The following is a 13,452-nucleotide window of genomic DNA, read 5'->3' on the forward strand; positions in this document are numbered from 1 at the left end:
TTTAAATCACTAACAGAAATCAGAATGGCTGATTAATCATAACCCGGAATGTGCCTTCATCTGCGGCTTTTGCCAGTTCAGCACGAACGACTACCCCTTCAACCTGTAAACGCACGGCACCTCCAATAGTCCACTTCATATCTTTATGCAGCGTCTTCATATTGTACTCATCCGCCACACGTCCCAACTCAGCAAACGCAACCCACTGCCACCACGGCATGTCGTAATAGTTAATAACTGGAATATCTTCCAGCGGTTGCCAATCAGGTAGGGCCCGGTACTCTAGCGAGTAATGAATCGCAGAACGTCCGTGATAACGTCCTGCGGTATAACCACGCAGGCGATATAACCCTCCGAGACGAACCTGCTCCTGCTCGGGCGGCCGGCTGCAAATATCGTCATCGCATCGATTCCAGGTTGGTGTATCAGCGGTATAGAAATCAAAAGCCAGTACTTGTTGATCGAACCAGTTGCCCAGCGCTCCCAAAGCGTAATAGTGACTGTTCTGAAACTCCCACGTCAGCCATGCATCTTGTGACTGACTAGTATCAACGCCGGAGGTTAAAACCAAAGAGGTATGCGAGCCACGAGTGGTATTACGCGTACTGTTCCGGTTATCCCAGTCATACGCAAAACTAAAGCCCGTCGCCTGCTCTTTTTCTCCGTTATAAATATCCAGCGCCCGTGATGAATAAAAAGGTGTAATGATGACAGAACTTACCCCACTGTTAAGCGGTGAGGCATAGCTGACATCGCGAACAGGCTGAAACGCGCCCTTCAATCCATGCTCTTTCACATATCCCCAAGGCAATAGGTATTTAAATTCAAACTTATACTTTTGTTCGTCACCATTGGTGATAGTCTGTGAGTCAACAGAAGAGTTATTGCTGCCTTGAACGCCCAAATAGTAAGGGCTCTCGTTGAAACGGGCCTGATACATCTGCGTGCTGAATACCAGATTGGAAGAGAGTGCATAGTTGAAAGCGGACAAGAAACCAAGATAGCTGTCTTTGTCTGAATACAGCCCCATCCCAAACAAAGCTGCCTGGGGTTGCCCTACGCCTTTTGCGACCCCGGCAATGCCGAAAGTATTACCCAGAGTCTCCGTACTAAAGTAAAACGGCAAAAATGCCGAGTCTTTCTCTTTACTCTGCACTGGTACAGATAAAAAAAAGCTGGCAGATAGAGCCAGCATTAAGGTTAGTTTTTTTGTCATGGATTACTTTGAATATTCCATTTCTACGCGTGGCGTTAGTTTCGTTACTAACTCATACGCAATAGTGCCGATGTGACTCGCGACTTCTTCAGCGGGTAGCTCTTTCCCCCAGAGTATCGCTTCATCACTGACTTTGTCTGTTGCATCAGGTCCAAGATCCACCGTCAGCATATCCATCGAGACCCGTCCTGCGATTGGCACTTTACGTCCGTTAACCCAGACCGGCGTGCCATTTGGCGCACTTCTTGGGTAGCCGTCACCATAGCCTACCGCTATAACACCAACTTTTGTATCTCGCTCACTCGTCCAGATACCGCCGTAACCGATACTCTCACCCTTCTTCACTTCACGTACCGCAATAAGGTGAGACTTAAGCGTCATAACTGGCTGGTAGCCTAAGTCCTGCGCTGTTTTATCATTAAACGGAGACACGCCATACATAATGATACCCGGGCGCACCCAGTCAAGCTGACTTTGTGGCCAAGCCAACAGCCCTGCCGATGCAGCAAGAGAACGTTCACCGTGGCAGCCTGCTGTCAGTGAATTAAACAACTCAATCTGCTTTAGCGTTATGTCACTGCTTAACTCATCAGCACAAGCAAAATGGCTCATATAACGCAGCGGTTTCGCTACATTCGGACAATCTTTAAGACGTGAAACCAAATCATCAAACTGCTCAGGTCGTACACCCAGACGATGCATCCCGCTGTCAATTTTAAGCCACACCACTACAGGTGTCTCTAAATCGGCTTGTTCAAGAGCGATTAACTGCTCTTCACAATGCACCACAGTCTGGATGTTATTCGTCACCAAGACTGGCAGGTCACCCGCTGAATAAAAGCCCTCTAACAGCAAGATAGGTTTAACCACACCGCAGGCTCTGAGCTGAAGCGCTTCCTCGATGCGCGCGACACCATAAGCATCGGCCTCATCGGCATATTTTGCAACGTGACGTAAACCGTGACCATAGCCGTTGGCTTTCACCACCGCCATTACTTTGCTGTTAGGCGCTTGGGCTTTAACGCGACGTAAATTGTGCTGCAAGGCAGACAAGTCAATACACGCCTTTGCGGCTTTCATGTAGCTCATGGAATTACTCGTCATCGATATCGAATGCTGGACCTGCATAATTGTCAAAGCGCGAGTGCTGACCCTGGAATGTCAGACGCACCGAACCGATAGGACCGTTACGCTGCTTACCGAGAATAATTTCCGCCGTGCCTTTATAAGGGCTGTCTGGGTGATAAACCTCATCACGATAAATAAACATGATCAAGTCAGCATCCTGCTCGATAGAGCCCGATTCACGCAAATCCGAGTTTACCGGACGTTTATCCGCTCGTTGCTCCAAAGAACGGTTTAGCTGCGATAGTGCCACAACTGGAACATTCAGTTCTTTCGCCAGTGCTTTTAGCGAGCGGGAGATCTCCGCAATTTCAAGTGTACGGTTATCAGTTAATGCAGGAACGCGCATCAGCTGCAGGTAGTCGACCATGATCATAGACAAACCGCCGTGTTCACGGGCAACACGACGAGCACGGGAACGCACCTCTGTCGGCGTTAAGCCAGAGCTGTCATCGATGTACATATTTTTCTTCTGCATCAGGATACCCATGGTAGAAGAAATTCGTGCCCAGTCTTCATCATCTAACTGACCAGTACGAATTTTAGTCTGGTCAACACGGGACAGAGACGCCAGCATACGCATCATTAGCTGTTCCGCCGGCATCTCTAACGAGAAAATCAGTACAGGCTTATCTTGTTGCATCGCAGCGTTTTCACACAAGTTCATCGCAAAGGTGGTTTTACCCATCGAAGGACGAGCCGCTACGATAACCAGGTCAGAGCCTTGCAGACCTGCAGTTTTCTTATTGAGATCAGTAAAGCCGGTATCAACCCCTGTCACACCATCTTGCGGTGTTTTGTATAGCAACTCGATCCTTTCCAGCGTTTTTTCCAGAATGTTATCGACGTTTTGCGGGCCTTCGTTCTCGCTCGTACGGGATTCCGCAATCGCAAAAACTTTACTCTCTGCCATATCGATCAGATCTTCGGAGCTTCTCCCTTGTGGATCGTAACCGGCGTCAGCGATCTCGTTTGCTACACCAATCAAGCCACGAACGATCGCACGCTCTGCAACAATATCGGCATAGGCGTTGATGTTGGCTGCACTCGGTGTGTTCTTGGCTAAATCAGCCAGATAAGCAAAACCACCGACATCTTCTAACTGCTCGTGACGTTCGAGGTATTCCGACAAGGTGATAAGGTCGAGTGGCTTACCCTCTTCCAGAATGGTTTTCACACCTTCAAAAATCAGACGGTGCGGACGGCTATAGAAATCACTGCTGACTACGCGCTCAGCAACGGTATCCCAACGTTCATTGTCCAGTAGGAGACCACCAATCACTGACTGTTCTGCTTCTAGTGAGTGAGGTGGTACTTTGATTGCGTCGACCTGAATGTCTGAAGGTTTGCGATTTCTGTTTTCCGCCATGACTATGCTCAATAACTACGAATGACTTGGGATTATAACCTTAACCCAATTGAGATGCTTCACTGAAGAGAAAATTACTTGTTAAGAACCAGAATACACGCCGTTATTTACCCAGGGTAAATAAACTGAATGAGACAACACGCTATCTTTCGGTTTCCATGCCCCGCAAGGAGCAATACAAGCCGATATAGCGGAGCGGCGAGCCCACTAAATCAGCTAAAATTTAACCAACTATTGACCAAAGCAGGCATCTGTATCAGTATCATGCCCCTTCTTTTTATTACGTCCGAGGTTTGCGTGTCCCGATACTGGTTACTTAGCATGAGCATACTGTGTATGGGAACATCGTATGCTGATGAATCAGTACAGCCAGAGCAAAGTATTGATGTGCCCGATCCACTGAAAACAGAAGTTGAATTTGGCTATCAGGCTCATACAGGTAACACGGACCGTCGTTCCCTGAATGCTCGTTTAGGTGCTGAGTATACCTCTGGCCGGCATCGCTCTTATGGTGAGTGGAAATACTACAACCTGTATAAGGACGGTGAAGAAGATAAACGCTCTTCGACTTACACCTTCCAAAGCGACTACAAATTCGGCCCTAAGACCTATTTGTATGGTAGCTTTAAAGGCGTAGATTCACGCTATACCGCGTACTTTAAAGATTTTACCTTTTCGGGTGGTATGGGTTACCAGTTCGCTTATACAGAAAACTTCGTTTTAGAAGTTGAGGTGGGGCCTGGTTATCGTTACCAAGAGCCTAACTTAGATGAGATCGATGACGATGACATTGTGTTCCCGGATATCGTTCGTGAAGGTATTTTCCGTGGCAATCTCAATACAACATGGCACGCCCTGGACAATTTAAGTCTCTCGGCCGAATTTACTCTGGTATCCGGCAAAAGCAACACCAGCTTAGACAGCGATATTAGTGCCACCAATGCCATCACTGAAGACATCGCATTAAGACTGACCCATTCACGTCAATATCACAATAAAGTGCCGAATGGTTTAAGCAAAGCGGACAGTGTTTTTTCTGTAAAACTACTTTTTGTTTTCTGATCATCATACCAATACCAATACCAATACCATTACTTTGCTAATCATTTTCAGAATTGGTATTCGCCATCCCTTATTAAGAAGACATAAAAAAAGCACCTCCGGAGAGGTGCTTTTTAGTATTTCGTCTTGATACTGAATTACTCAGCAGCAACAACCTGTACTTTCGCAGTAGCGAAAACTTCAGAGTGAAGTTGAACGCTGATATCGAATTCACCAGTTGTACGTAGAGCACCTTCAGGAAGGCGAACTTCGCTCTTAGCAACTTCAACGCCTGCAGCTGTAATAGCGTCAGCGATGTCACGAGTACCGATAGAACCGAATAGTTTGCCTTCGTCACCAGCTTTAGAAGCGATAACAACTGCTTCTAGAGCGTTAACTTTCTCAGCGCGAGCTTCTGCAGCAGCTAGTTGCTCAGCAACTTTAGCTTCTAGTTCAGCACGACGTGCTTCGAACATTTCAACGTTGCCTTTAGTAGCCATAACTGCTTTACCCTGAGGGATAAGGAAGTTACGAGCGTAACCAGATTTAACGTTAACTGTATCGCCAAGACCACCTAGGTTACCGATTTTATCAAGTAGAATAACTTGCATTGCTTAATCCTCTTTCTTAATAAACGGAACCGATTACTGATGCTTGTCAGTGTACGGTAGTAGAGCTAGGTAGCGTGAACGCTTGATAGCACGTGCTAGTTGACGCTGGTACTTAGCGCTTGTACCAGTAATACGGCTAGGTACGATTTTACCAGCTTCAGTGATGTAGTTTTTAAGAGTTGCTACGTCTTTGTAATCAATCTCTTGTACGCCTTCTGCAGTGAAACGGCAGAATTTACGACGACGGAAGAAACGAGCCATGGGCTATCTCCTGATCTTAAATTTGAGTAATATTGTCGGCATGTAACACTAATTTCCCGACGCCATTCCGGCCGGTCTGATAAGTGACAAAACCACTTACCTTAATGTTACTACCTTGCACTAAATTCTGAGTATGTGTTTGTGACCCAAGCCCGCTGACAACTACCGGCATACGACAATAAACTTGTCTCGGTAAATCAGCTTCGATAACAGTCGAGCGATGCTCTAACCAAAATCGACAGTGTTCAATGCCACCAGGGCTTTGACTACGAATGGGCGGCTTGGCAATGGTGCCACTCAGCTCCATTCGGTTGGTCATAACAAATCTTACTCAGCAGCTTCTGACTTAGCTTCAGGCTTAGCTTCAGAACGCTCTTCACGACGTGGAGCACGCTCTTCTTTTTGCTTAAGCATGATAGATTGCTCAGTGATCGCTGCTTTAGTACGCATGATCATGTTACGTAGAACTGCATCGTTGAAACGGAAAGCAGTTTCTAGCTCATCAATTACAGCTTGGTCAGCTTCAACGTTCATTAGAACGTAGTGAGCTTTGTGAAGCTTGTTGATTGGGTAAGCCAGTTGACGACGACCCCAGTCTTCTAGACGGTGGATTTTACCGCCAGCTTCAGTGATAGAACCAGTGTAACGCTCGATCATGCCAGCAACTTGCTCGCTTTGATCAGGGTGCACCATGAATACGATTTCGTAATGACGCATGGGTTGCTCCTTACGGATTATTCAGCTTCCACAATTGGCTCAGTCGTCCAGAGGAAGCAAGGAACTAAAGATAATTGACTGAGTTTAAGGAGCACGAATAGTACAGAAAGGCCGCAAATTAGGCAAGTGATTATTTGCTTGGAAGGCAGGGATAATTTCTTTCGGCCTACCCCAGAAACAACAAAGGCTGCCAATATAGCGGCAGCCTTATGAATCAACCAGTTAAATGACTTATTTTACTTGCGCCAGCTCTTCACGCATTTGGTCAATAACCGCTTTGTAATCCGGCTGACCAAAAATAGCAGAACCTGCTACAAACATATCTGCACCTGCTTCGGCAATTTCACGGATATTATCTACTTTAACACCGCCATCGATTTCCAGACGAATGTCTCGGCCTGACTCATCAATCATCTTACGCACCGCGCGCAGTTTATCCATGGTATGAGGAATGAAAGACTGACCACCGAAGCCCGGGTTTACCGACATCAGAAGAATCATGTCGACTTTATCCATAATGAACTCAAGGCTTGTTAATGGGGTTGCAGGGTTTAATACCACGCCCGCTTTACAGCCATGCTCTTTAATAAGCTGCAACGTACGATCAACGTGCTCAGACGCTTCAACATGGAAGGTGATCATGGATGCTCCGGCTTTAGCAAAATCAGGAATGATGCGGTCAACAGGCTTCACCATCAGGTGGACGTCGATCGGTGCCGTGATACCGTAATCACGCAGCGCTTTACATACTGGGGCACCAAAAGTCAGGTTTGGCACATAGTGGTTATCCATTACATCGAAATGCACCACGTCTGCACCTGCAGCGAGAACCTTTTCGACATCTTCACCCAGGCGGGCAAAATCTGCAGATAAAATGGATGGAGCAATAAGAAAATCTTTCATACCTGACCTCAGTAGTAATGAGCAAACAGCAAATAATCTGCGCGCAATTCTACCGAAGCCAGTGGGGAGATCCACTATTTAGTGACAATTAAGAATCTGACTTATCCGCTTCTGGCGCATGAAAAAGCGCGAGCAGCTCATCAACTTTGTTACGACCACTACCGTTGCGGCTGATGGTGCGCTTCACTTTTACCACACTCAAATCCGCACCATGGTACAAACGGCGGGTAAGTGTAGTGTCGTGGTTTGAAATCAGTACAGGAATAGCGCGTTCAGTTGCCGTTCTTTCTGCAATATCAGCGAGAGCAGCCTGATCATCTAGCGTAAATCCATTGCCTGCATATGAGGTGAAGTTTGCCGTATTCGACAACGGTGCGTACGGCGGATCACAATAAACAACACTGCCTTTACGCGCACGACGAAACGTTTCCGGATAACCTTCACAGACAAAGGTCGCTTTCTTGGCTTTTTCGGCAAAGAACTCTAATTCCGCTTCAGGGAAGTAAGGCTTCTTATATGAGCCAAATGGGACGTTGAAGCCGCCTTTTTTGTTGTAGCGGCACAGGCCGTTAAAACCAAAGCGGTTCATGTAGAGAAAAGCAAGAGAACGATACATCACATCTTCTGTGTTATTAAACTCAGCGCGAATGCTCAGGTAAGCTTCCTTGCGATTGTTCTCCGCAACAAACCAACGCTTCGCTTCAGAGATATACTCTTCCGGACGAGCTTTAAGCAAGTTGTACAGGTTGATCAAATCCGGGTTGATGTCTGCCAACAAGTACTGGTCGTAGTCGGTATTAAGAAAAACAGAGCCAGCGCCGACAAAGGGTTCAACTAGCTTTCGGGCCGGTGGTAAATGACGTTGGATGTCTTCAACCAGTCCGTATTTTCCTCCTGCCCACTTTAGAAAGGCTCGTTGCTTTTTCATCTACTGCTCTATCTATCGACCCAAAATTAAGGGTGCGGAATGTAACATATTTTTCGGCGAAGCTCAGGTTTATTTCACACGTTCGATTTCGCGCTGTACTTGACTCAAAGATTTTGCCCATGGACCGAGTGACTTAAGCGACCCCGGCAATGTCTCGACCGCATCACGGGCTTGCTGAATTGTAGGATAATCACGGTAAGTTACGATATACCATTCCTTGTCACTACGAAGCGTCGGATAGATACGTACTTTGTCATTCAGTTGGTGCTTATCCAGAAAGGCCTGAACGTCGGCCATCGAGGTCATCGCGGCTAGTTGAACCGTATAAGCACGTGGTGATAACGCCTTTAACTCTTCTCGGGAAAATGAGAATTTAACTACAGGTTGAGTCGTGTCAGCTTGGGATTCTGAGCGCTGTGGAGAAACGGCGATATCTGATTCTGTTTCGCTGTTCGACGAAGAGTCGTTATCAGCTTGAACCAGTGTATCTTTTTGTTCTGCAACCAGAACGCTATCAGCCTTCTCATTTTTATCTTCAAGCAAAGCATCCACTACATCGGATTCAATCACGACACGCTGGTGTTTGTCATCAATCCCCACTGTCCCCACTTCTTCTGTAATAGGGGGTGGCAGCGAATCTGAATCGTCGATTGCTTCTGAGGAGTGAGAAATGTCTGAGTCGTCCGTCACTGAAGTCAGACTGGTGTCACTCTCTCTCTCCGGTAATGTCGGGATAGCCGTTTGCTCTACTGTGCGCGTTATATTGTTCGCTTTATCATCTGGACTAGGCTGACTGAACATCCACCAGTAACCACCAGCAGCCAGTAAAACCAGCCCCAGGATCACCAGCGCACTATTAAGTGGCTTTGCTACAATTGAGCGGATAATGATCCTTTTCTCCACGTTCATATCTCCTAATGCCATGATGTCGCCCGGAGTCGGATCGACTTTTTTAAATGCATCCCGAACACGCTTTTCCGAACTGTCATCCACATAACGAACAACTAATGACTCAAAAAAGCGTCTTGCTTCCGCTTCTGACAGCACATCGATATCCAGTTCGACAGGTTTTATCGCTTGTCCGTAACTGATGCGCGATAAAATCCCTTCTAAATGACCTGACTGAGTGAACAGTAAAACATTAATTGTCCAGTTTGGCTTTTCCTGAGCCAGTAGCACAAGCGTCCACAGTTCAGAAACTAAGGTTTCACTCAAAAGCTGGGCATCATCTACCACAATTGCAATATCACAAGGTTCATCACCCACGATACGTTCAAGTGAGTCGCCTAAAGGCTCCTGCTGATTAAACAACGCATCAGAAACCAGCTGATTTAGGATGAGAATCCGGTGCTGAAGATCATCCTGATTTCTGTGACAAAGTAGCAAACATTGGTTTTTGTTACTTGCACCGACTTCAAGATATCGCTGCGCGAGCCAAGTTTTTCCATACCCGTCACCGCCATTGATCGCGATAAGGTTAGAGCCAAAGTTGGTGAGCAGCCTAAGCCGTTCGAGCAGCTCAATTTGAGAATCTAATTCCAGGACGTGTGCAAAACTCATCTGATAACCTTAATATACTCAAGAGAACTCAATATACAGCTCCCAAAGGGCGAGCTTTATTCACTGAACAAGCGCCTTGAAGTTACTTGAGTACAAACAACAAGAATGACGCCTAAAGGCGCCATTTCAAGGTTAAATATTCCGACCAAAATCGATTGCCTGCTCAAGCACTTCCTGTGTTGTATCAGCAATTACCTCAGCCGTACCAATACCAGTCGGTAAGACTAACCTTAATTGTCCGGAAAGAACTTTTTTATCACGCATCATATGTTTGATAAAATCATCAAAGCTCATGCTATCCGGAGTATGCACTGGCAATTTAGCGCGACGTAAAAGAGCCACGATACGATCAAACTGCTCTTGAGAGATTAATCCACGCAACTGAGAAGCTTTCGCCGCCATAACAGTGCCAGATGACACCGCTTCACCATGTAGCCAGTTACCATAACCCAACTCAGCTTCAATTGCATGACCAAAGGTATGGCCTAAATTTAGCAGCGCCCGAATACCTGACTCTTTCTCATCCTGAGCCACAACTTCCGCTTTAATCTGACAGCAACGTGCAATGGCATAAGTCAGAGCCTCTTCTTCGAGGGCGTAAAGGCGATCCAGGTTTTCTTCCAGCCACACAAAGAACTCTGCATCATAAATGATGCCGTACTTAATGACTTCTGCAATACCCGCCGCGAATTCACGTTCAGGTAACGTCGCCAAACAGTTCGTATCGATGATCACGGCTTTCGGCTGGTAAAATGCGCCAATCATGTTTTTGCCCAGAGGGTGATTCACTGCTGTTTTACCACCAACAGAAGAGTCTACCTGAGACAACAAAGTCGTTGGAATCTGAATAAAATCAACACCGCGCTGGTAACACGCCGAAGCAAAACCTACCAGGTCACCGATAACTCCACCGCCAAGTGCGATAATGACCACATCGCGAGCATAACTGCCTTCAAGCAGAAAGTTCATTACTTGGTTAAATACATCCAGGTTTTTGTATTGCTCACCATCAGGCAGTTCCAACAACGATGCACTGCATCCAAGTTGTTCGAGTTGCTCAAGAATTTTGTTTGCATACAGAGGAGCTACCGTGACATTACTGATCACAACAACTTTTTGGTTTGCATTCTTGTTTTCGAGAACTTGAGAAAGGTACGCCGGGTCCTCAAATAACCCGGCGCCTATAGAGATTGGGTAGCTACGCTCAGCTAGATTGACCGTAATCCGTTCCATCGGTTTGCTCCAGTTTAAAAAAGATAAATACTTATCTCTCTTCTAGCATTTTTACGATCTGATTGGCTACCACTTTTGCGCTCTGATCATCAGTGCGAACAGTGTAATCCGCCACTTCTTCGTATAGAGGGTTACGTTCTTCAGCTAATTGTTCCAATACTTCACGAGGGCTATCCGTCTGAAGTAGAGGACGCTTCTTGTCACGGTTTGTACGCGCAAGTTGCTTTTCAATTGTCGTTTCTAAGTAGACAACAACACCGCGAGCAGAAAGGCGGTTACGGTTTTCTTTGCTCTTTACAGAGCCACCACCAGTTGCAAGCACGATACCTTGCTCTTGTGTCAGGTCTTCAAGCACCGCTTCTTCACGCTTGCGGAAGCCCTCTTCACCTTCTACATCAAAAACCCAAGAGATGTCTGCACCAGTGCGTTCTTCGATCACTGTATCAGAGTCTACAAACTCCATATGCAGCTGCTGTGCAAGATGTCTACCAATTGTACTTTTGCCGGCGCCCATCGGGCCAACAAGGAAAATATTACGTTTCTCAGCCATGTTTAGCAGTAATTTACAACATTGATTCAATAAGATCGCCACAAGAAAATACAGCTAAGCCGCTGTTCTACAAGGCTCGTGGCACCAATTCCTCACAGATAATTCGTGATAAGACCCGAAATTATCCAAGCATGGTGCCACTAATGCAACTTTATTTTTGATCTATTCGCCTTTTGGCTCACTTATGGCTATTGAATAACAACCTTAGGTGTGACGAAAATCAGTAGTTCACTTTTACCCACATTCTCATAACTTCTGCGGAAAAGTGCACCTAATAGCGGCAGATCACCTAGTAATGGCACTTTGTCGACTGAATTAGTGATGCTGTGCTGGAAAATACCGCCCAATACAACTGTCTCACCATTATTAACCAATACCTGGGTACCGATTCTCTGAGTATCTATCGCAACGGCTTCACCGGTACCCGTTTTCACCACTTGTCCAGGTCTGTCCTGGGTAACACTTAAATCCAGCACCAGACGGTTATCAGGGGTAATCTGTGGCGTCACCTTCAGACTTAATACTGCTTTCTTGAATGTGACCGATGTCGCACCGCTCGATGATGACTCTAAATATGGTATTTCAGTACCCTGCTCAATGTAGGCCGGCTTTTTATTCGTCGTAATCAAACGAGGACTAGAAATTATCTCTGCTTTCGACTCCTGCTGGAGTGCAGACAGCTCAAGGTCGAGCAAGGTATCTGTACCTAGTTTTGCAACTTGAAAAGCAATACTGGTTGCACTCGGGCTGGTCGACGCGAGGTTCACGTTAAGGAAGTCATCAATTCCGACACTGTTTCCGCCTTCACCATCCCCTTCATACAGACCTATGGTTGCTAAGTTATTTTCAATTGAACCACCAACCGTATTATTACCGTTGATAGAAGAGAATCCCCAGCGAATACCCAGCTCATCCATATTGCCTTCACTGATGGTGACAATTCGAGCTTCGATTTGAACCTGCTTAACCGGAATATCGAGTGACTCGATAATGTCACGAATCACCGAAATGTTTTCTGGCAGTTCTCTGATCAACAGCGAGTTTGTACGTTCATCAATCGTCATGCTGCCACGTGAGGAGAGCATACTTATATTACCTTCACCATTAATCATTTCAGCAATATCAGACGCTTTAGCAAAGTTAACTTTGATAATTTCAGACGAAAGCTCACCCATCTCTTCTTCAAGCTGTTGCTTCTCTAACTGTTGCTTTTCACGCAAGTCCAGCTCATTTGTCGGCGCGACAAGGATAACATTACCGTCAACACGCTTATCGAGGCCTTTTACCTGCAGGATAATATCCAGCACTTGCTGCCAGGGAACGCCATCGAGTCGCAGAGTTAAGTTGCCTTCAACTGAATCTGAAACCACCAGGTTAAACTGGTTATAGTCAGCGATTAACTGCAGTACGTTACGCACAGGGATATCCTGGAAGTTAATCGAGATCAGCTTCCCCTCTTTCTCCAGTATGCTCTGATCCGGTACCTTCTGGTTTGGCTTCAGTTTACTTACTTTGATTTCCAGATAGCGCCCGGTCAGGCGGTAATCATGGGTATAGTCATCACCGATATGGGCCACTAAACGCGTCGTTGAGGTATCACGAAAAACTTCAACACTCTCCACCACGGTAGAAAAGTCCTTTACATCAAGAAGGTATAATTGATCGTCTCTCACTGATGTATTCAGTAAGTCGATACTTAAGCCTTCCTGTACACGCTGAATATCAACAATCGCTGCGGGTGAAGAGAGTTCCACCACTATCACTGCGTCTTTGTCTTTATTGGTGCGAAAGTCGATACTCTTGAGAGCATTAGATGTCACATCTTCTGCCGCAACCAAAGGGGCTAAAAGTAAAAACAACCAAAAGGATAAGAGCCCGGTTAGCATCCTAGGTGTACGTGTTAGTCCTTGTCTCATTTTCATTACTCAATATCAAAAA

Annotated in this window: 14 protein-coding genes; 1 reads left to right on the forward strand and 13 read right to left on the reverse strand. The window is 46.2% G+C overall.

Annotation, left to right across the window (positions count from 1 at the left end; all coding sequences use genetic code 11):
- Positions 1-19: 19 nt before the first annotated feature.
- From KHN79_RS12435 to KHN79_RS12445, 3 genes are read right to left on the reverse strand one after another with little or no spacing between them, the layout of a single operon-like run.
- Entirely contained in the window at positions 20-1,195 is a 1,176-nt protein-coding gene (locus KHN79_RS12435; protein ID WP_244812646.1) for a hypothetical protein, read from the reverse strand.
- A gap of 24 nt (positions 1,196-1,219) precedes the next feature.
- Complete coding sequence (gene alr, locus KHN79_RS12440) at positions 1,220-2,296, reverse strand: alanine racemase (protein WP_211907276.1); 1,077 nt, start codon at positions 2,294-2,296, stop codon at positions 1,220-1,222.
- Between the two features lie 13 nt (positions 2,297-2,309).
- Positions 2,310-3,710 (reverse strand): replicative DNA helicase, encoded by a 1,401-nt coding sequence (locus tag KHN79_RS12445; protein WP_182011498.1) that lies wholly within the window; start codon positions 3,708-3,710, stop codon positions 2,310-2,312.
- Positions 3,711-4,007: 297 nt separating this feature from the next.
- Here KHN79_RS12445 and KHN79_RS12450 point away from each other — a divergent pair, with 297 nt between their 5' ends.
- Positions 4,008-4,772 (forward strand): DUF481 domain-containing protein, encoded by a 765-nt coding sequence (locus KHN79_RS12450; RefSeq protein ID WP_182011499.1) that lies wholly within the window; start codon positions 4,008-4,010, stop codon positions 4,770-4,772.
- Positions 4,773-4,909: 137 nt separating this feature from the next.
- On the opposite strand, the gene rplI is transcribed toward KHN79_RS12450, so the two are convergent.
- The 10 genes from rplI to KHN79_RS12500 form a co-directional block, all read right to left on the reverse strand.
- Positions 4,910-5,362, reverse strand: coding sequence for a 50S ribosomal protein L9 (gene rplI, locus KHN79_RS12455; protein WP_182011500.1), 453 nt, complete (start codon positions 5,360-5,362; stop codon positions 4,910-4,912).
- A 33-nt stretch (positions 5,363-5,395) separates the two neighbouring features.
- Positions 5,396-5,623: a 30S ribosomal protein S18 gene (rpsR, locus tag KHN79_RS12460; RefSeq protein ID WP_000090472.1), complete on the reverse strand. Its 228-nt coding sequence runs from the start codon at positions 5,621-5,623 to the stop codon at positions 5,396-5,398.
- 16 nt (positions 5,624-5,639) lie between these two features.
- Positions 5,640-5,942 (reverse strand): primosomal replication protein N, encoded by a 303-nt coding sequence (gene priB / locus KHN79_RS12465; RefSeq protein ID WP_140278148.1) that lies wholly within the window; start codon positions 5,940-5,942, stop codon positions 5,640-5,642.
- An 8-nt stretch (positions 5,943-5,950) separates the two neighbouring features.
- Positions 5,951-6,340, reverse strand: a complete 390-nt coding sequence (rpsF, locus tag KHN79_RS12470; RefSeq protein ID WP_005381299.1) for a 30S ribosomal protein S6 — start codon at positions 6,338-6,340, stop codon at positions 5,951-5,953.
- 231 nt (positions 6,341-6,571) lie between these two features.
- Positions 6,572-7,243 carry a ribulose-phosphate 3-epimerase gene (gene rpe / locus KHN79_RS12475; protein ID WP_182011501.1) on the reverse strand — a complete coding sequence of 224 codons (672 nt, stop codon included), beginning with the start codon at positions 7,241-7,243 and terminating at the stop codon, positions 6,572-6,574.
- 88 nt (positions 7,244-7,331) lie between these two features.
- The gene (locus KHN79_RS12480; RefSeq protein WP_182011502.1) at positions 7,332-8,171 is read right to left on the reverse strand and encodes a Dam family site-specific DNA-(adenine-N6)-methyltransferase; all 840 of its coding nucleotides are present in this window, start codon (positions 8,169-8,171) and stop codon (positions 7,332-7,334) included.
- Between the two features lie 69 nt (positions 8,172-8,240).
- Positions 8,241-9,731, reverse strand: a complete 1,491-nt coding sequence (locus KHN79_RS12485; RefSeq protein ID WP_182011503.1) for an SPOR domain-containing protein — start codon at positions 9,729-9,731, stop codon at positions 8,241-8,243.
- Between the two features lie 132 nt (positions 9,732-9,863).
- Complete coding sequence (aroB, locus tag KHN79_RS12490) at positions 9,864-10,964, reverse strand: 3-dehydroquinate synthase (RefSeq protein WP_182011504.1); 1,101 nt, start codon at positions 10,962-10,964, stop codon at positions 9,864-9,866.
- A gap of 31 nt (positions 10,965-10,995) precedes the next feature.
- A complete protein-coding gene (aroK, locus tag KHN79_RS12495) occupies positions 10,996-11,514 on the reverse strand; it encodes a shikimate kinase AroK (protein ID WP_182011505.1) in 519 nt (172 codons plus the stop codon).
- Positions 11,515-11,702: 188 nt separating this feature from the next.
- Positions 11,703-13,436 carry a type IV pilus secretin PilQ family protein gene (locus KHN79_RS12500; RefSeq protein ID WP_182011506.1) on the reverse strand — a complete coding sequence of 578 codons (1,734 nt, stop codon included), beginning with the start codon at positions 13,434-13,436 and terminating at the stop codon, positions 11,703-11,705.
- Positions 13,437-13,452 lie beyond the last annotated feature (16 nt).

The sequence above is a fragment of the Vibrio sp. B1FLJ16 genome (genome assembly GCF_905175385.1).
GTDB lineage: Bacteria > Pseudomonadota > Gammaproteobacteria > Enterobacterales > Vibrionaceae > Vibrio.

Bases quoted from the DNA above. Each gene is read 5' to 3' on its own strand.
- aroB (WP_182011504.1), bottom strand. From the start codon at position 10,964: ATGGAACGGATTACGGTCAATCTAGCTGAGCGTAGCTACCCAATCTCT.
- KHN79_RS12485 (WP_182011503.1), bottom strand. From the start codon at position 9,731: ATGAGTTTTGCACACGTCCTGGAATTAGATTCTCAAATTGAGCTGCTC.
- KHN79_RS12435 (WP_244812646.1), bottom strand. From the start codon at position 1,195: ATGCTGGCTCTATCTGCCAGCTTTTTTTTATCTGTACCAGTGCAGAGT.
- KHN79_RS12500 (WP_182011506.1), bottom strand. From the start codon at position 13,436: ATGAAAATGAGACAAGGACTAACACGTACACCTAGGATGCTAACCGGG.
- KHN79_RS12480 (WP_182011502.1), bottom strand. From the start codon at position 8,171: ATGAAAAAGCAACGAGCCTTTCTAAAGTGGGCAGGAGGAAAATACGGA.
- rpsR (WP_000090472.1), bottom strand. From the start codon at position 5,623: ATGGCTCGTTTCTTCCGTCGTCGTAAATTCTGCCGTTTCACTGCAGAA.
- rpe (WP_182011501.1), bottom strand. From the start codon at position 7,243: ATGAAAGATTTTCTTATTGCTCCATCCATTTTATCTGCAGATTTTGCC.
- rplI (WP_182011500.1), bottom strand. From the start codon at position 5,362: ATGCAAGTTATTCTACTTGATAAAATCGGTAACCTAGGTGGTCTTGGC.
- alr (WP_211907276.1), bottom strand. From the start codon at position 2,296: ATGAAAGCCGCAAAGGCGTGTATTGACTTGTCTGCCTTGCAGCACAAT.
- aroK (WP_182011505.1), bottom strand. From the start codon at position 11,514: ATGGCTGAGAAACGTAATATTTTCCTTGTTGGCCCGATGGGCGCCGGC.
- KHN79_RS12445 (WP_182011498.1), bottom strand. From the start codon at position 3,710: ATGGCGGAAAACAGAAATCGCAAACCTTCAGACATTCAGGTCGACGCA.
- rpsF (WP_005381299.1), bottom strand. From the start codon at position 6,340: ATGCGTCATTACGAAATCGTATTCATGGTGCACCCTGATCAAAGCGAG.
- priB (WP_140278148.1), bottom strand. From the start codon at position 5,942: ATGACCAACCGAATGGAGCTGAGTGGCACCATTGCCAAGCCGCCCATT.